Raw genomic sequence first — 17,344 nt, forward strand, 5'->3', positions numbered from 1 at the left:
GGTAGAGCACTGTTTCGGCTAGGGGGTCATCCCGACTTACCAAACCGATGCAAACTCCGAATACCTACAAGTGCCGAGCATGGGAGACACACGGCGGGTGCTAACGTCCGTCGTGAAAAGGGAAACAACCCAGACCGTCAGCTAAGGTCCCAAAGTTATGGTTAAGTGGGAAACGATGTGGGAAGGCTTAGACAGCTAGGAGGTTGGCTTAGAAGCAGCCACCCTTTAAAGAAAGCGTAATAGCTCACTAGTCGAGTCGGCCTGCGCGGAAGATTTAACGGGGCTCAAACCATACACCGAAGCTACGGGTATCATCTTAGGATGATGCGGTAGAGGAGCGTTCTGTAAGCCTGTGAAGGTGAGTTGAGAAGCTTGCTGGAGGTATCAGAAGTGCGAATGCTGACATGAGTAACGATAATGGGTGTGAAAAACACCCACGCCGAAAGACCAAGGTTTCCTGCGCAACGTTAATCGACGCAGGGTTAGTCGGTCCCTAAGGCGAGGCTGAAAAGCGTAGTCGATGGAAAACAGGTTAATATTCCTGTACTTCTGGTTATTGCGATGGAGGGACGGAGAAGGCTAGGCCAGCTTGGCGTTGGTTGTCCAAGTTTAAGGTGGTAGGCTGGAATCTTAGGTAAATCCGGGATTCTAAGGCCGAGAGCTGATGACGAGTTAACTTTTAGTTAACGAAGTGGTTGATGCCATGCTTCCAAGAAAAGCTTCTAAGCTTCAGGTAACCAGGAACCGTACCCCAAACCGACACAGGTGGTTGGGTAGAGAATACCAAGGCGCTTGAGAGAACTCGGGTGAAGGAACTAGGCAAAATGGCACCGTAACTTCGGGAGAAGGTGCGCCGGTGAGGGTGAAGCATTTACTGCGTAAGCCCACGCCGGTCGAAGATACCAGGCCGCTGCGACTGTTTATTAAAAACACAGCACTCTGCAAACACGAAAGTGGACGTATAGGGTGTGACGCCTGCCCGGTGCCGGAAGGTTAATTGATGGGGTTAGCTAACGCGAAGCTCTTGATCGAAGCCCCGGTAAACGGCGGCCGTAACTATAACGGTCCTAAGGTAGCGAAATTCCTTGTCGGGTAAGTTCCGACCTGCACGAATGGCGTAACGATGGCGGCGCTGTCTCCACCCGAGACTCAGTGAAATTGAAATCGCTGTGAAGATGCAGTGTATCCGCGGCTAGACGGAAAGACCCCGTGAACCTTTACTATAGCTTTGCACTGGACTTTGAATTTGCTTGTGTAGGATAGGTGGGAGGCTTTGAAGTGTGGACGCCAGTCTGCATGGAGCCAACCTTGAAATACCACCCTGGCAACTTTGAGGTTCTAACTCAGGTCCGTTATCCGGATCGAGGACAGTGTATGGTGGGTAGTTTGACTGGGGCGGTCTCCTCCTAAAGAGTAACGGAGGAGTACGAAGGTGCGCTCAGACCGGTCGGAAATCGGTCGTAGAGTATAAAGGCAAAAGCGCGCTTGACTGCGAGACAGACACGTCGAGCAGGTACGAAAGTAGGTCTTAGTGATCCGGTGGTTCTGTATGGAAGGGCCATCGCTCAACGGATAAAAGGTACTCCGGGGATAACAGGCTGATACCGCCCAAGAGTTCATATCGACGGCGGTGTTTGGCACCTCGATGTCGGCTCATCACATCCTGGGGCTGAAGCCGGTCCCAAGGGTATGGCTGTTCGCCATTTAAAGTGGTACGCGAGCTGGGTTTAGAACGTCGTGAGACAGTTCGGTCCCTATCTGCCGTGGACGTTTGAGATTTGAGAGGGGCTGCTCCTAGTACGAGAGGACCGGAGTGGACGAACCTCTGGTGTTCCGGTTGTCACGCCAGTGGCATTGCCGGGTAGCTATGTTCGGGAAAGATAACCGCTGAAAGCATCTAAGCGGGAAACTTGCCTTAAGATGAGATCTCACTGGAACCTTGAGTTCCCTAAAGGGCCGTCGAAGACTACGACGTTGATAGGTTGGGTGTGTAAGCGCTGTGAGGCGTTGAGCTAACCAATACTAATTGCCCGTGAGGCTTGACCATATAACACCCAAGCAATTTGCGCTTTGAATACAAAGCCTGCAAGTTGCGGTGTGTGAAGACGATACAAACCGAAAGTTTGCGTAACACACAAATCTATTACATACCCATTCGCTGGAACGTTAACCGTAAGGTAAACGCGCTGGCTACCGAATTTCTTGACGACCATAGAGCATTGGAACCACCTGATCCCATCCCGAACTCAGTAGTGAAACGATGCATCGCCGATGGTAGTGTGGGGTTTCCCCATGTGAGAGTAGGTCATCGTCAAGATTAAATTCCAAACCCCCTGTCTGCTCACGCAGACAGGGGGTTTGTTTTTGTGGCGAGAAAAAAGCTCCTGATTTAACTCGTACAAAAATGCGATAACAGGTGCGCTTTGGCTGGGTTCAGGCCGCAGGCTTTCTATGCAATAGCCCTACTCATGGCTATTATGCGTGCCTGATTGTGAGGCGATACTTGCATGCTGACGTTGTTGAAACTACTCAAAGATGGTCGATTTCATTCGGGGCAGGCGCTTGGGGCCGCGCTCGGTGTTAGCCGTAGCGCTGTGTGGAAACAGCTTCAGCACCTGGAGTCTGAATTGAACCTGTCCATTCACAAGGTTCGTGGTCGTGGCTATCAGTTGCAGGCTCCGCTGGAGCTTCTTGAGCCAGATCAGGTGGCTGGCAGTTGCTTGCCTGTATCTATACATGAATCCTTGGACTCAACGAACGCAGAGGCCTTGCGTGCTATTGATCGCGGCGTGGTTGCTCCCTTTGTAATTCTGGCTGAACGACAGCTTGCAGGCAGGGGGCGGCGGGGACGCAAGTGGATCAGTCCGTTCGCGGAGAATATTTACTACAGTCTGGTTCTGCGGATTGATGGCGGTATGCGCCGGCTTGAAGGGCTTAGTCTTGTGGTGGGGTTGGCGGTTTTACGTGCTCTTCGAGAGATGGGTATGGAAGGTGCTGGGCTTAAGTGGCCGAATGACGTGCTGGTCGGTAATAAGAAGATTGCTGGCATTTTACTTGAGTTGGTCGGTGATCCTGCCGATGTGTGTCACGTAGTCATTGGTGTTGGTATCAATGCCAATATGCGGGTCGCCAATGGTGTCGATCAGGCTTGGACATCCATCTTCCTGGAGTCTGGCAAAGCAATAAACCGCAATGCGCTCGTATCGAGTCTAAATGAGAGTTTGCTCGCGTATCTCAAACGCCATGAATCGTCTGGATTTGCGGCTATCCAGGCTGAATGGGAGATGAATCATTTGTGGCAGGGGCGCGAAGTGTCGCTGATTGCTGGAGTGCATCAGGTGGACGGTACGGTCATTGGTATTGATCAGCAGGGTGCACTTCGCTTGCGTGTCGGGGGCGAAGAGAAGGTTTTCAGTGGTGGCGAGCTTAGTTTGAGGTTGCGCCATGATTCTTGAGCTGGATTGTGGTAACAGCTTCATAAAGTGGCGCGTGCTCGACGATGAAAAAATTGCTGGAGGAGGGGTCGTAGATTCCGAAACGGCACTTATTGCAGCGGTACGATGTGTGCCAGCACTGGATGTCGTGCAGTGTCGCTTGGTCAGTGTGCGTACTGATGAAGAGACCTCTCTGCTGGTGGCAAGTATCGCCTCGGCGTTCGGGGTTGGGGTCATGTGCGCCGAGCCCGTCAGAGCGGTTTCGGGAGTCAGCAATGGCTACGAAGATTTTTCTCGCCTGGGCCTCGACCGCTGGCTGGCTCTCGTCGGCGGCTATGAATTGGCAAAACGTGCGTGCCTGGTTCTGGATTTTGGCACGGCTGTAACGGCAGATTTTGTTGCGGTTGATGGGCAGCATCTGGGAGGTTTTATTTGCCCTGGAATGCCCCTGATGCGTGATCAGTTGCGCACCCACACACGACGAATCAGATATGACGATTTTTCCGCCGAGCAAGCGCTGCTTTTGCGGACCCCGGGGCGTACAACGGCAGAGGCCGTAGAGCGTGGCTGCTTGTTGATGATGCGGGGTTTCGTTTTGACTCAGTTGGAATTGGCGCGAGAGTACTGGGGGCAAGAGTTTGAGGTTTTTCTCACGGGAGGTGACGCTGCCCTGGTGAGCGATATGGTCCCAGACGCACGATTGATTCAGGATCTTGTATTTGTCGGCTTGGCTGTAGCTTGTCCCTTTTCCTGAGGTTCTTATGCGTTGGCTGTTTCTGCTGCTGGTTGTTCTCAATGTTTTCTATTACGTGTGGCATCAGCAGGAGGCGCCTGTAAGGGTCAAGGAGGTTGTTTCCTTGTCGCTATACAAGGGCAGCCAGCAGGATATACGACTATTGAGTGAGGCTCGGCCTTTAACCCCCGCTGGGGTAGTCCCTGATGATCATCTGGAGGGGGTGGAGTGTACCTATCTCGGTAATATCTCCAGTGAAGACCAGTTGCGCAGAATTCAGCGCAAGCTCGCCGATATGGATATTCAGGCGCAGAGAGCTTATGTCAATACGGGGGATTTGGTGGGATATGCGATTCAGATCGATCCTGAAAGCAGCTCCAGCATCAATGAAATGCTACTGCAGGACCTTGCCAATGAATTCAATGAGTTAAAACACAAAAAAATGCAGTGCGAGGGGTTGCGGGTGCCCGGTTCTTTGCATAGAATGGCGCCCGCTCCACAGTGAACGCCTAACAGGCTTTGAAGTGTGAAGTGAGTCGAGATGCTAACTTCATGAATTAATTGAAGAAAGTGCTTGACAGAAGGGTAGAATGATGTAGAATTCTGCCTCGCTTAGGAGGGGTTCCCGAGCGGCCAAAGGGATCAGACTGTAAATCTGACGTCTACGACTTCGAAGGTTCGAATCCTTCCCCCTCCACCATATTTAAGTTCGAATAGCAAGATTTGCGGGTGTAGTTTAGTGGTAGAACCTCAGCCTTCCAAGCTGATGATGCGGGTTCGATTCCCGCCACCCGCTCCAGTCTTGCTGTTTTTGCGATGTGTTTTGCTCTTGTAGCTCAGTTGGTAGAGCACACCCTTGGTAAGGGTGAGGTCAGCGGTTCAAATCCGCTCAAGAGCTCCATATAACAAGGCAGATATGAAAATATCTGCCTTTGTTTTAACAGGTGCATAGCCTGTCCGGAGTGTTTGCTGGTGGTGCCAGATGTTTGGTGTTGCTGCTCTGGTTGGTGTTGCTGTTGTAGGCAGCTCGCATTCTGCTGTTTGCAAGGTCATATGCTCAGCTTGGCTGGTTTTATGGCAAAAGTAATTGCATTGGTTGTTGAAAAGTCTCTCTCGGGCCTGCATAATTCGCGGCTCGATAATGTTTTAGGTCAGTAGCTCAATTGGCAGAGCGACGGTCTCCAAAACCGTAGGTTGGGGGTTCGATTCCCTCCTGACCTGCCAGATTCGCTCATTGCGTCTGGCTTTCTTTTCACAGGATCCTCTTAGATGACTCCCAAGGCTGAAGTTCAAGGCTCTCGCTTCGATCTCCTCAAGTGGCTTGTAGTGGTTGCTCTTGTGGTGGTTGGCGTTGTTGGGAATCAGTATTATTCTGGTTCGCCGATCCTGTATCGTGTCATTGCACTTCTTGTAATTGCTGCTGTTGCCGCCTATGTGGGTTTGCAGACGGCAAAAGGCAAGTCGTTCTCTGTCTTGGTGAAGGAAGCTCGTACTGAGATTCGTAAAGTCGTATGGCCAACTCGCCAAGAAACTACGCAGACCACGTTGATCGTGGTGGCTGTTGTTCTAGTTATGGCGTTGCTGTTGTGGGGTTTAGATTCCCTGCTCGGTTGGCTCGTTTCCTTGATTGTTGGCTAAGGGTGTCCCGTGGCTAAGCGTTGGTACGTAGTGCATGCTTATTCGGGTTACGAAAAGCATGTTATGCGCTCTTTGATTGAGCGTATTAAGCTGGCAGGCATGGAAGAAGGCTTCGGCGAAATTCTGGTTCCCACTGAAGAAGTGGTTGAAATGCGTAATGGCCAGAAACGCAAAAGCGAGCGCAAGTTCTTCCCTGGATACGTGCTGGTTCAAATGGACATGAGCGAAGGGACTTGGCACTTGGTCAAGGATACCCCTCGCGTAATGGGCTTCATTGGTGGTACCGCTGATAAACCAGCGCCGATCACTGATAAAGAGGCAGAAGCAATTCTGCGTCGCGTTGCTGATGGTAGCGACAAGCCCAAGCCGAAAACACTGTTCGAGCCAGGTGAAGTTGTTCGCGTCACCGATGGCCCGTTTGCTGATTTCAATGGCACTGTTGAAGAAGTTAACTACGAAAAGAGTCGCATCCAAGTGGCAGTGCTCATTTTCGGTCGCTCTACTCCGGTAGAGCTAGAGTTCAGCCAGGTCGAAAAGGTCTAACTGGACACGAATCCCAACCCCATGGCTTCGGCTGTGGGGTTTTGTCGTCACTGGGATAAACGCGCAAGTAACCGGGGAGCCTTTCTAGGCGTCTGAACCCGTAATTGGAGTGCCTCATGGCCAAGAAGATTACCGCTTACATCAAGCTGCAAGTGAAGGCCGCTCAGGCCAACCCAAGCCCACCTGTCGGCCCAGCATTGGGTCAACACGGTGTGAACATCATGGAATTCTGCAAGGCTTTCAACGCCCGTACTCAAGGTATTGAACCAGGTCTGCCGACTCCAGTGATCATCACTGTTTACAGCGACCGTAGCTTCACATTCGAAACCAAATCGACTCCTGCTTCGGTTCTGCTGAAGAAGGCTGCCGGTTTGACTAGCGGTTCCGCTCGTCCAAACACCGTTAAGGTTGGCACTGTTACCCGTGCTCAGCTGGAAGAAATCGCGAAAACCAAAAACGCGGATCTGACTGCAGCTGATATGGAAGCAGCCGTGCGTACCATCGCCGGTTCTGCTCGTAGCATGGGCCTTAACGTGGAGGGTGTGTAATGGCTAAGCTGACTAAGCGTCAAAAGGCAATTGCCGGTAAAATTGAAGCTGGCAAGTCTTACAACTTTGTAGACGCTGCTGCTTTGCTGGCTGAGTTGTCCACCGTCAAGTTCAGCGAGTCTTTTGACATCGCTGTTAACCTGGGCGTAGACCCACGTAAATCTGACCAGGTTGTTCGTAGCGCTACTGTGCTGCCACACGGCACTGGCAAGACTGTACGTGTAGCTGTGTTCACCCAGGGTCCAGCTGCTGAAGCTGCTTTGGCTGCCGGTGCTGATCGCGTTGGTATGGACGACCTGGCTGCCGAAATGAAAGGCGGCGACCTGAACTATGACGTAGTTATTGCATCCCCGGACGCAATGCGTGTTGTAGGTCAGTTGGGTCAGATCCTTGGTCCACGTGGTCTGATGCCTAACCCTAAGGTTGGTACTGTAACTCCAGACGTAGCTACTGCGGTTAAGAACGCAAAAGCTGGTCAGGTTCGTTATCGCACTGACAAAAACGGTATCATCCACACCTCCGTTGGCAAGATCGGCTTTGATGCCGTCAAGCTGAAGGAAAACGTTGAAGCACTGATCGCTGATCTGAAGCGTATCAAGCCAGCTTCCTCGAAAGGTATTTACGTTAAGCGCGTTACCCTGAGCACCACTATGGGCCCGGGCCTGGTCATCGACCAGGGTTCTCTGGACGCGTAAAACAAATTGGCACGGCTTGCCGTGCCAATGAAAGATTGGGGTCCCTGCCTGGCGGGGGCTATCCAAGACCGTAGGCGGCGAAAGTCTTAAACCTCAAGCCTACGCAGATGGTGCTCCCGGTTCCTTACCGAATCAGACACCAAAACGACATCCGACTCAGGTCAGATGAAACGGTAACAAGCAGGAGTTAAACCCGTGGCAATTAAACTCGAAGACAAGAAGGCCATCGTCGCTGAAGTCAACGAGGCTGCCAAAGTTGCCCTGTCTGCTGTTGTGGCTGATGCCCGCGGTGTGACAGTAGGCGCTATGACCGGACTCCGTAAAGAGGCTCGTGAAGCTGGCGTTTACGTACGTGTTGTACGTAACACTCTGCTCAAGCGCGCTGTTGCTGACACTGAATACAGTGTTCTCAACGACGTGTTCACCGGCCCGACCTTGATCGCTTTCTCCAACGAACATCCAGGTGCTGCTGCCCGTTTGTTCAAAGAGTTCGCTAAAGGTCAGGATAAGTTCGAGATCAAGGCAGCTGCGTTCGAGGGCAAGTTCCTCGCAGCTAATCAGATCGACGTACTGGCAAGTCTGCCGACCCGTGACGAAGCAATTTCTCAGCTGATGAGCGTGATTCAAGGCGCTACCAGCAAGTTGGCTCGTACTCTGGCGGCACTTCGCGACCAGAAAGAAGCTGCTGCAGCCTAAGGCTGAGCTACTCCTTTCAGCGTTTATTGTTTATTTCGATAGCCGCCTAGGCTGTCACCCCAATACAGGAATTTATAGTCATGTCTCTGACTACTCAAGAAATCATCGACGCAATCGGTTCGAAATCCGTTCTGGAAATCGTTGAGCTGATCAAGGCAATGGAAGAAGCATTCGGCGTTTCCGCTGCTGCTGCTTCTGCTGGTCCTGCTGCTGCCGCTGCTGTTGTTGAAGAGCAAACTGAATTCAACGTCATGCTGCTGGAAGCTGGCGAGAAGAAAGTTAACGTGATCAAGGCTGTTCGCGAGCTGACTGGTCTGGGCTTGAAAGAAGCCAAGGCAGTAGTAGACAGCGCTCCTAGCGTTGTTCTGGAAGCTGTTGCGAAAGACGCAGCTGACAAAGCCAAGGCTACCTTGGAAGAAGCAGGCGCTAAAGTCGAGCTGAAGTAAGCCTCGACCTTGCGTCTCCAGCCCAAGCGTTAAGCAGAAGGCTGATGGCTGGTGGCTCTTGCCACCGGCCTTTTTCCGTTATTGGCTGCCGACTGGGTCGGCGTCTTTAACGTGCTGTAACCACCCTGTGCGGTGGAGCAAACCAAGGGGTTTGCACGATTTTCTGGCTGCTCCCGTCGGGAGAGGCCAAACAAGCAGGTGACCAAGCTGGGGAACGCTGATGGCTTACTCATATACTGAGAAAAAACGTATCCGCAAGGACTTTAGCAAGTTGCCGGACGTCATGGATGTGCCGTATCTCTTGGCAATCCAGCTGGATTCGTATCGTGAATTCTTGCAGGCGGGAGCGACTAAAGATCAGTTCCGCGACGTGGGCCTGCATGCGGCCTTCAAATCCGTTTTCCCGATCATCAGCTACTCCGGCAATGCTGCGCTGGAGTACGTCGGTTATCGCTTGGGCGAGCCGGCATTTGATGTTAAAGAATGCGTGTTGCGCGGTGTAACTTACGCCGTACCTTTGCGGGTAAAAGTTCGTTTGATCATTTTCGACAAAGAATCGTCGAACAAAGCGATCAAGGACATCAAAGAGCAAGAAGTCTACATGGGTGAAATCCCCCTGATGACTGAGAACGGTACCTTTGTAATCAATGGCACCGAGCGTGTAATTGTTTCCCAGTTGCACCGTTCCCCGGGCGTGTTCTTTGACCACGACCGTGGCAAAACGCATAGCTCCGGTAAACTGCTTTATTCCGCGCGTATCATTCCTTACCGTGGTTCGTGGTTGGACTTTGAGTTCGATCCGAAAGACTGCGTGTTCGTACGTATTGACCGTCGTCGCAAGCTGCCTGCATCGGTATTGCTGCGCGCGCTGGGTTATACGACTGAGCAGGTGCTGGACGCGTTCTACACCACCAACGTATTCCACGTTCAGGGCGAAAGTATTAGCCTGGAACTGGTACCTCATCGCCTGCGCGGTGAGATCGCGGCCATCGATATTACCGATGACAAAGGCAAGGTGATTGTTGAGCAGGGTCGTCGTATCACTGCTCGTCATATCAACCAGCTGGAAAAAGCCGGTATCAAAGAGCTCGTTATGCCTCTGGACTATGTCCTGGGTCGCACAACGGCCAAGGCTATCGTGCATCCGGCTACCGGCGAAATCATTGCTGAGTGCAACACCGAGCTGACCACCGAGATTCTGGCGAAAATCGCCAAGAGCCAGGTTGTCCGTATCGAAACGTTGTACACCAACGATATCGACTGCGGTCCGTTCGTCTCCGACACTCTGAAGATCGACTCCACCAGCAACCAATTGGAAGCGCTGGTCGAGATCTATCGCATGATGCGTCCAGGCGAGCCGCCAACCAAAGACGCTGCCGAGACTCTGTTCAACAACCTGTTCTTCAGCCCTGAGCGCTATGACCTGTCTGCGGTCGGCCGGATGAAGTTCAACCGTCGTATCGGTCGTACCGAGATCGAAGGTTCGGGCGTGTTGTGCAAAGAAGACATCGTCGCGGTACTGAAGACTCTGGTCGACATCCGTAACGGTAAAGGCATCGTCGATGACATCGACCACCTGGGTAACCGTCGTGTTCGCTGTGTTGGCGAAATGGCTGAAAACCAGTTCCGCGTTGGCCTGGTACGTGTTGAGCGTGCGGTCAAAGAGCGTCTGTCGATGGCTGAAAGCGAAGGCCTGATGCCGCAAGACCTGATCAACGCCAAGCCAGTGGCTGCGGCGGTGAAGGAGTTCTTCGGTTCCAGCCAGCTCTCGCAGTTCATGGACCAGAACAACCCTCTGTCCGAGATCACCCACAAGCGCCGTGTTTCTGCACTGGGCCCGGGCGGTCTGACGCGTGAGCGTGCAGGCTTTGAAGTTCGTGACGTACACCCGACTCACTACGGTCGTGTATGCCCGATTGAAACGCCGGAAGGTCCAAACATCGGTCTGATCAACTCCCTGGCCGCCTATGCGCGCACCAACCAGTACGGCTTCCTTGAGAGCCCGTATCGCGTGGTGAAAGACGCTTTGGTCACCGACGAGATCGTGTTCCTGTCCGCCATCGAAGAAGCCGATCACGTGATCGCTCAGGCCTCGGCCACGATGAACGACAAGAAAGTCCTGATCGACGAACTGGTAGCTGTTCGTCACTTGAACGAATTCACCGTCAAGGCGCCGGAAGACGTCACCCTGATGGACGTTTCGCCGAAGCAGGTTGTGTCGGTTGCAGCGTCGTTGATTCCGTTCCTCGAGCATGATGACGCCAACCGTGCGTTGATGGGTTCGAACATGCAGCGTCAAGCTGTACCTACCCTGCGCGCTGACAAGCCGCTGGTTGGTACCGGCATGGAGCGTAACGTAGCCCGTGACTCCGGCGTTTGCGTCGTGGCTCGTCGTGGTGGCGTGATCGACTCCGTTGATGCAAGCCGTATCGTGGTACGTGTTGCTGATGACGAAGTAGAAACTGGCGAAGCCGGTGTCGACATCTACAACCTGACCAAATACACCCGCTCCAACCAGAACACCTGCATTAACCAGCGTCCGCTGGTTCGCAAGGGTGATCGCGTGCAGCGCAGCGACATCATGGCCGATGGTCCGTCCACCGATATGGGTGAGCTGGCTTTGGGTCAGAACATGCGCATCGCGTTCATGGCCTGGAACGGTTACAACTTCGAAGACTCCATCTGCTTGTCGGAACGGGTTGTTCAAGAAGATCGCTTTACCACGATCCACATCCAGGAACTGACCTGTGTGGCACGTGACACCAAGCTTGGGCCTGAAGAGATCACTGCAGACATCCCTAACGTGGGTGAAGCTGCACTGAACAAACTGGACGAAGCCGGTATCGTTTACGTTGGTGCTGAAGTTGGCGCGGGCGACATTCTGGTAGGTAAGGTCACTCCGAAAGGCGAGACCCAGCTGACTCCGGAAGAGAAGCTGTTGCGTGCAATCTTCGGTGAAAAAGCCAGCGACGTTAAAGACACCTCCCTGCGCGTACCTACCGGTACCAAAGGTACTGTCATCGACGTGCAGGTCTTCACCCGCGATGGCGTTGAGCGTGATGCTCGTGCCCTGTCGATCGAGAAGACTCAGCTGGACGAGATCCGCAAGGATCTGAACGAAGAGTTCCGTATCGTTGAAGGCGCCACTTTTGAACGTCTGCGCTCTGCACTGGTTGGCCGTATAGCCGAAGGTGGAGCCGGTCTGAAGAAAGGTCAGGAAATCACCAATGAAATCCTGGACGGTCTTGAGCATGGTCAGTGGTTCAAACTGCGCATGGCTGAAGATGCTCTGAACGAGCAGCTTGAAAAAGCCCAGGCTTACATCATCGATCGCCGTCGTCTGCTGGACGACAAGTTCGAAGACAAGAAGCGCAAACTGCAGCAGGGCGATGACCTGGCTCCGGGCGTGCTGAAAATCGTCAAGGTTTACCTGGCAATCCGTCGTCGCATCCAGCCGGGTGACAAGATGGCTGGTCGTCACGGTAACAAAGGTGTGGTCTCCGTGATCATGCCGGTTGAAGACATGCCGTACGATGCCAATGGCACCCCGGTCGATGTGGTCCTCAACCCGTTGGGCGTACCTTCGCGTATGAACGTTGGTCAGATTCTCGAAACTCACCTGGGCCTCGCAGCCAAAGGTTTGGGCGAGAAGATCAACCTCATGATTGAAGAGCAGCGCAAGGTTGCTGACCTGCGCAAGTTCCTGCATGAGATCTACAACGAGATTGGCGGTCGTCAAGAAAGCCTGGATGACTTCTCCGACCAGGAAATCCTGGATCTGGCGAAGAACCTTCGTGGCGGTGTGCCGATGGCTACCCCGGTGTTCGACGGTGCCAAGGAAAGCGAAATCAAGGCAATGTTGCGCCTGGCAGATCTGCCGGACAGCGGCCAGATGACGCTGACTGACGGCCGTACCGGCAACCAGTTTGAACGTCCGGTTACTGTTGGCTACATGTACATGCTGAAGCTGAACCACTTGGTAGACGACAAGATGCACGCTCGTTCTACCGGTTCTTACAGCTTGGTTACCCAGCAGCCGCTGGGTGGTAAGGCACAGTTCGGTGGTCAGCGTTTCGGGGAGATGGAGGTTTGGGCGCTGGAAGCATACGGCGCGGCATACACTCTGCAAGAAATGCTCACAGTGAAGTCGGATGATGTGAACGGTCGTACCAAGATGTACAAAAACATCGTGGACGGCGATCACCGTATGGAGCCGGGCATGCCCGAGTCCTTTAACGTGTTGATCAAAGAAATTCGTTCCCTCGGCATCGATATCGATCTGGAAACCGAATAACACGTGACGTGAATCGAGAGCGGGGCGGTATTGCCCGCTCTCTGCTCCGCCAGGAGGAAAGGCCTTGAAAGACCTACTGAATTTGCTGAAAAACCAGGGTCAAGTCGAAGAGTTCGACGCCATCCGTATTGGATTGGCATCGCCTGAGATGATCCGTTCGTGGTCGTTCGGTGAAGTTAAAAAACCGGAAACCATCAACTACCGTACGTTCAAGCCTGAGCGTGACGGCCTGTTCTGCGCCAAAATCTTTGGCCCGGTTAAGGATTACGAGTGCCTGTGCGGTAAGTACAAGCGCTTGAAGCACCGCGGTGTGATCTGCGAGAAGTGTGGCGTTGAAGTCGCACTGGCCAAGGTCCGTCGCGAGCGCATGGCTCACATCGAACTGGCATCGCCGGTTGCTCACATCTGGTTCCTGAAATCGCTGCCGTCCCGTATCGGTTTGCTGATGGACATGACCCTGCGTGATATCGAACGCGTTCTCTACTTCGAGAGCTATGTCGTTATCGATCCGGGCATGACCACTCTTGAGAAAGGTCAGCTGCTGAACGATGAGCAGTACTTCGAAGCGCTAGAAGAGTTCGGCGACGACTTTGATGCCCGTATGGGTGCTGAAGCTGTCCGTGAACTGCTGCACGCTATCGATCTGGAACACGAGATTGGCCGTCTGCGCGAAGAAATTCCGCAAACCAACTCCGAAACCAAAATCAAGAAACTGTCCAAGCGCCTGAAGTTGATGGAAGCCTTCCTGGGCTCCGGCAACCTTCCTGAGTGGATGGTGCTGACCGTTCTGCCGGTTCTGCCGCCAGATCTGCGTCCTTTGGTTCCGCTGGATGGTGGTCGTTTCGCGACTTCCGACCTCAACGATCTGTATCGTCGAGTGATCAACCGTAACAACCGCTTGAAGCGCCTGCTTGATCTGTCCGCTCCGGACATCATCGTGCGTAACGAAAAGCGTATGTTGCAAGAAGCGGTCGACGCATTGCTCGACAACGGCCGTCGTGGTCGCGCTATCACTGGTTCCAACAAGCGTCCTCTGAAATCCCTGGCTGACATGATCAAGGGTAAGCAGGGTCGTTTCCGTCAGAACTTGCTCGGTAAGCGTGTTGACTACTCGGGTCGTTCGGTAATTACCGTAGGTCCAACCCTGCGTCTGCACCAGTGCGGTCTGCCGAAAAAAATGGCTCTCGAGCTGTTCAAGCCGTTCATCTTCGGCAAGCTTGAAATGCGCGGTCTCGCGACCACCATCAAAGCAGCCAAGAAAATGGTTGAGCGCGAATTGCCAGAGGTTTGGGACGTTCTCGCAGAAGTCATTCGCGAACACCCGGTTCTCCTCAACCGTGCACCGACCCTTCACCGTCTGGGTATCCAGGCGTTTGAACCGGTACTGATCGAAGGTAAGGCTATCCAGCTGCACCCGTTGGTCTGTGCTGCGTACAACGCCGACTTCGACGGCGACCAAATGGCCGTGCACGTACCGCTGACACTGGAAGCCCAGCTGGAAGCGCGTGCGTTGATGATGTCGACCAACAACATTCTGTCGCCAGCCAACGGTGAGCCAATCATCGTTCCGTCGCAGGACGTTGTATTGGGTCTGTACTACATGACTCGTGAAGCGATCAACGCCAAGGGCGAAGGTCGTGTATTCGCGGATCTGCAAGAAGTTGACCGTGTATTCCGTGCCGGCGAAGCCGCACTGCATGCCAAGGTTAAAGTGCGGATCAACGAAACCGTCAATGACCGTGATGGTGGCAGCGTGAGCGGCACCCGTATCGTCGACACTACTGTCGGCCGTGCGCTGTTGTTCCAGGTTGTGCCTAAAGGTCTGTCGTACGATGTCGTCAACCTGCCGATGAAGAAAAAGGCGATCTCCAAACTGATCAACCAGTGCTACCGCGTGGTTGGTTTGAAAGAGACCGTGATTTTCGCTGACCAGTTGATGTACACCGGTTTTGCTTACTCGACCATTTCCGGCGTTTCCATCGGTGTTAACGACTTCGTTATCCCTGATGAAAAAGCCCGCATCATCGCGGCTGCAACCGATGAAGTGAAAGAGATCGAAAGTCAGTACGCCTCGGGCCTGGTAACACAGGGCGAGAAGTACAACAAAGTAATCGACCTTTGGTCGAAAGCTAACGACGAAGTCTCCAAGGCAATGATGTCGAACCTCTCGAAAGAGAAGGTTATTGACCGTCACGGCGTTGAGGTTGAGCAAGAGTCGTTCAACTCGATGTACATGATGGCCGACTCCGGCGCACGGGGTTCTGCAGCGCAGATCCGTCAGCTGGCCGGTATGCGTGGTCTGATGGCCAAGCCGGATGGCTCCATCATTGAAACGCCGATTACTGCGAACTTCCGTGAAGGTTTGAGCGTACTTCAGTACTTCATCTCTACTCACGGTGCTCGTAAGGGTCTGGCGGATACCGCCTTGAAAACTGCTAACTCCGGTTACTTGACGCGTCGTCTGGTAGACGTTGCGCAGGATCTGGTTGTGACTGAAGTCGACTGCGGGACCGAACACGGTCTGCTGATGACTCCGCACATTGAAGGCGGTGACGTTGTTGAGCCGTTGGGTGAGCGCGTACTGGGTCGAGTAATCGCCCGTGACGTATTCAAGCCGGGTACCGATGAAATCATCGTTCCTGCTGGCACCCTGGTCGACGAGAAGTGGGTTGAATTCATCGAGCTGAACAGCATTGACGAAGTAATCGTACGCTCGCCAATCAGCTGCGAAACCCGCTTCGGTATCTGTGCCAAGTGCTACGGTCGCGATCTGGCCCGTGGTCACCAGGTGAACATCGGTGAAGCTGTCGGCGTAATCGCTGCCCAGTCGATCGGTGAGCCGGGTACACAGCTGACCATGCGTACGTTCCACATTGGTGGTGCGGCTAGCCGGACCTCTGCTGCTGACAGCGTTCAGGTGAAGAATGGCGGTACTGTCCGTCTGCACAACCTGAAGCACGTTGAGCGGGTAGATGGTTGCCTGGTAGCAGTATCCCGTTCCGGTGAGCTGGCCATCGCTGATGACTACGGTCGTGAGCGCGAGCGCTACAAGCTGCCGTACGGTGCCGTGATTTCGGTCAAAGAAGGTGACAAGGTCGACGCTGGCTCTATCGTCGCCAAGTGGGATCCGCACACTCACCCAATCGTTACCGAAATGAAAGGTACCGTGACCTACGTGGGCATGGAAGAAGGCATCACGATCAAGCGTCAGACTGACGAATTGACCGGTATGACCAACATTGAAGTGCTTGATGCCAAAGACCGTCCAGCTGCCGGCAAGGACATTCGTCCAGCCGTCAAGATGGTTGGTGTTGATGGCAAGGACCTGCTGTTGCCAGGTACCGACGTACCGGCTCAGTACTTCCTGCCGGCGAACGCCCTGGTCGGTGTAGCGGATGGTGCGGAAATCGCGATCGGTGACGTTATCGCTCGTATTCCGCAAGAAACTTCGAAAACTCGAGACATCACCGGTGGTCTGCCACGGGTTGCTGACTTGTTCGAAGCGCGTCGTCCGAAAGAAGCCTCGATTCTGGCTGAAGTCAGCGGCACCATCGCGTTCGGTAAAGAGACCAAAGGCAAGCGCCGTCTGGTCATTACTCCGAACGACGGTACTGATCCGTACGAAGAGCTGATTCCAAAGTGGCGTCACCTGAACGTCTTCGAAGGCGAACAAGTGAACCGCGGCGAAGTTATCTCCGACGGTCCGAGCGATCCACACGACATCCTGCGTTTGCTGGGTGTGAGTGCGTTGGCCAAGTACATCGTTAACGAAATTCAAGACGTTTACCGTCTGCAAGGCGTAAAAATCAACGATAAGCACATCGAGACGATTCTTCGTCAGATGCTGCGTAAAGTTGAGATTGCCGAGTCTGGCGATTCCACCTTCATCAAGGGCGACCAGATGGAGTTGACGCATGTACTGGTCGAGAACGAGCGCCTGGGCAACGAAGATAAATTCGTGTCCAAGTTCACTCGCGTTCTGTTGGGTATCACCAAGGCGTCGTTGTCGACTGAGTCGTTTATCTCCGCGGCCTCTTTCCAAGAGACTACCCGCGTACTGACCGAAGCAGCGGTTACCGGCAAGCGCGATTACCTGCGTGGCCTGAAAGAAAACGTGGTCGTGGGTCGTTTGATCCCGGCTGGTACCGGTCTGGCATACCACAGCGAGCGCAAGCGTCGTCGTGAGGCTGACAAACCGTTGCGCGTAAGCGCCAGTGAAGTGGAAGCTGCACTGACCGAAGCACTGAACTCGAGCGGTAACTGAGTTCTGAGCTAATTGAAGGGTGGGCCCCGGCCGTTCCGTTCATCGAATCGAGA

11 protein-coding genes, 4 tRNA genes and 2 rRNA genes (1 of these 17 running past the window's edge) are annotated in these 17,344 nt (G+C 53.6%); all 17 read left to right on the forward strand.

All coding sequences use genetic code 11. The features are described 5' to 3' along the window. Positions 1 to 2,047, forward strand: a 23S ribosomal RNA gene (locus tag AOC04_RS22570); it begins 847 nt to the left of the window's first position. Between the two features lie 154 nt (positions 2,048 to 2,201). Then, positions 2,202 to 2,317 (forward strand): 5S ribosomal RNA (rrf, locus tag AOC04_RS22575). Between the two features lie 190 nt (positions 2,318 to 2,507). Beyond that, positions 2,508 to 3,455, forward strand: a complete 948-nt coding sequence (gene birA, locus AOC04_RS22580; RefSeq protein WP_060696750.1) for a bifunctional biotin--[acetyl-CoA-carboxylase] ligase/biotin operon repressor BirA — start codon at positions 2,508 to 2,510, stop codon at positions 3,453 to 3,455. Then, positions 3,445 to 4,188, forward strand: a complete 744-nt coding sequence (locus tag AOC04_RS22585; RefSeq protein ID WP_060696751.1) for a pantothenate kinase — start codon at positions 3,445 to 3,447, stop codon at positions 4,186 to 4,188. Before birA ends, AOC04_RS22585 begins: the two co-directional genes overlap by 11 nt. Positions 4,189 to 4,195: 7 nt before the next feature. After that, positions 4,196 to 4,672 (forward strand): hypothetical protein, encoded by a 477-nt coding sequence (locus AOC04_RS22590; RefSeq protein WP_060696752.1) that lies wholly within the window; start codon positions 4,196 to 4,198, stop codon positions 4,670 to 4,672. A 110-nt stretch (positions 4,673 to 4,782) separates the two neighbouring features. After that, positions 4,783 to 4,867, forward strand: a tRNA-Tyr gene (locus AOC04_RS22595). A gap of 25 nt (positions 4,868 to 4,892) precedes the next feature. Continuing rightward, positions 4,893 to 4,966 (forward strand) — tRNA-Gly (locus AOC04_RS22600). A 26-nt stretch (positions 4,967 to 4,992) separates the two neighbouring features. Continuing rightward, a tRNA-Thr gene (locus tag AOC04_RS22605) sits at positions 4,993 to 5,068 on the forward strand. A gap of 247 nt (positions 5,069 to 5,315) precedes the next feature. Continuing rightward, positions 5,316 to 5,391: transfer RNA gene (locus AOC04_RS22610), tRNA-Trp, on the forward strand. Positions 5,392 to 5,436: 45 nt separating this feature from the next. After that, entirely contained in the window at positions 5,437 to 5,805 is a 369-nt protein-coding gene (gene secE, locus AOC04_RS22615) for a preprotein translocase subunit SecE (RefSeq protein WP_003444399.1), read from the forward strand. A 9-nt stretch (positions 5,806 to 5,814) separates the two neighbouring features. After that, positions 5,815 to 6,348, forward strand: coding sequence for a transcription termination/antitermination protein NusG (nusG, locus tag AOC04_RS22620; RefSeq protein WP_003444397.1), 534 nt, complete (start codon positions 5,815 to 5,817; stop codon positions 6,346 to 6,348). A gap of 116 nt (positions 6,349 to 6,464) precedes the next feature. Continuing rightward, positions 6,465 to 6,896: a 50S ribosomal protein L11 gene (gene rplK, locus AOC04_RS22625; protein WP_008008888.1), complete on the forward strand. Its 432-nt coding sequence runs from the start codon at positions 6,465 to 6,467 to the stop codon at positions 6,894 to 6,896. After that, complete coding sequence (gene rplA, locus AOC04_RS22630) at positions 6,896 to 7,591, forward strand: 50S ribosomal protein L1 (RefSeq protein ID WP_003444394.1); 696 nt, start codon at positions 6,896 to 6,898, stop codon at positions 7,589 to 7,591. The genes rplK and rplA overlap by 1 nt, the downstream gene beginning before the upstream one ends. A gap of 195 nt (positions 7,592 to 7,786) precedes the next feature. Next, positions 7,787 to 8,287, forward strand: coding sequence for a 50S ribosomal protein L10 (gene rplJ / locus AOC04_RS22635; protein ID WP_003444392.1), 501 nt, complete (start codon positions 7,787 to 7,789; stop codon positions 8,285 to 8,287). An 80-nt stretch (positions 8,288 to 8,367) separates the two neighbouring features. Next, complete coding sequence (gene rplL, locus AOC04_RS22640; RefSeq protein ID WP_060696753.1) at positions 8,368 to 8,733, forward strand: 50S ribosomal protein L7/L12; 366 nt, start codon at positions 8,368 to 8,370, stop codon at positions 8,731 to 8,733. Positions 8,734 to 8,953: 220 nt separating this feature from the next. After that, positions 8,954 to 13,027 (forward strand): DNA-directed RNA polymerase subunit beta, encoded by a 4,074-nt coding sequence (gene rpoB / locus AOC04_RS22645; protein WP_060696754.1) that lies wholly within the window; start codon positions 8,954 to 8,956, stop codon positions 13,025 to 13,027. A gap of 64 nt (positions 13,028 to 13,091) precedes the next feature. Beyond that, the gene (rpoC, locus tag AOC04_RS22650; RefSeq protein WP_060696755.1) at positions 13,092 to 17,291 is read left to right on the forward strand and encodes a DNA-directed RNA polymerase subunit beta'; all 4,200 of its coding nucleotides are present in this window, start codon (positions 13,092 to 13,094) and stop codon (positions 17,289 to 17,291) included. Positions 17,292 to 17,344: the final 53 nt, after the last annotated feature.

This window comes from Pseudomonas versuta (assembly GCF_001294575.1).
Lineage (GTDB): Bacteria > Pseudomonadota > Gammaproteobacteria > Pseudomonadales > Pseudomonadaceae > Aquipseudomonas > Aquipseudomonas versuta.

Excerpts from the sequence above, each read along its gene's own strand:
- birA (WP_060696750.1), top strand. The coding sequence starts at position 2,508 with ATGCTGACGTTGTTGAAACTACTCAAAGATGGTCGATTTCATTCGGGG.
- secE (WP_003444399.1), top strand. The coding sequence starts at position 5,437 with ATGACTCCCAAGGCTGAAGTTCAAGGCTCTCGCTTCGATCTCCTCAAG.
- AOC04_RS22585 (WP_060696751.1), top strand. The coding sequence starts at position 3,445 with ATGATTCTTGAGCTGGATTGTGGTAACAGCTTCATAAAGTGGCGCGTG.
- rplA (WP_003444394.1), top strand. The coding sequence starts at position 6,896 with ATGGCTAAGCTGACTAAGCGTCAAAAGGCAATTGCCGGTAAAATTGAA.
- AOC04_RS22590 (WP_060696752.1), top strand. The coding sequence starts at position 4,196 with ATGCGTTGGCTGTTTCTGCTGCTGGTTGTTCTCAATGTTTTCTATTAC.
- rpoB (WP_060696754.1), top strand. The coding sequence starts at position 8,954 with ATGGCTTACTCATATACTGAGAAAAAACGTATCCGCAAGGACTTTAGC.
- rplK (WP_008008888.1), top strand. The coding sequence starts at position 6,465 with ATGGCCAAGAAGATTACCGCTTACATCAAGCTGCAAGTGAAGGCCGCT.
- rplL (WP_060696753.1), top strand. The coding sequence starts at position 8,368 with ATGTCTCTGACTACTCAAGAAATCATCGACGCAATCGGTTCGAAATCC.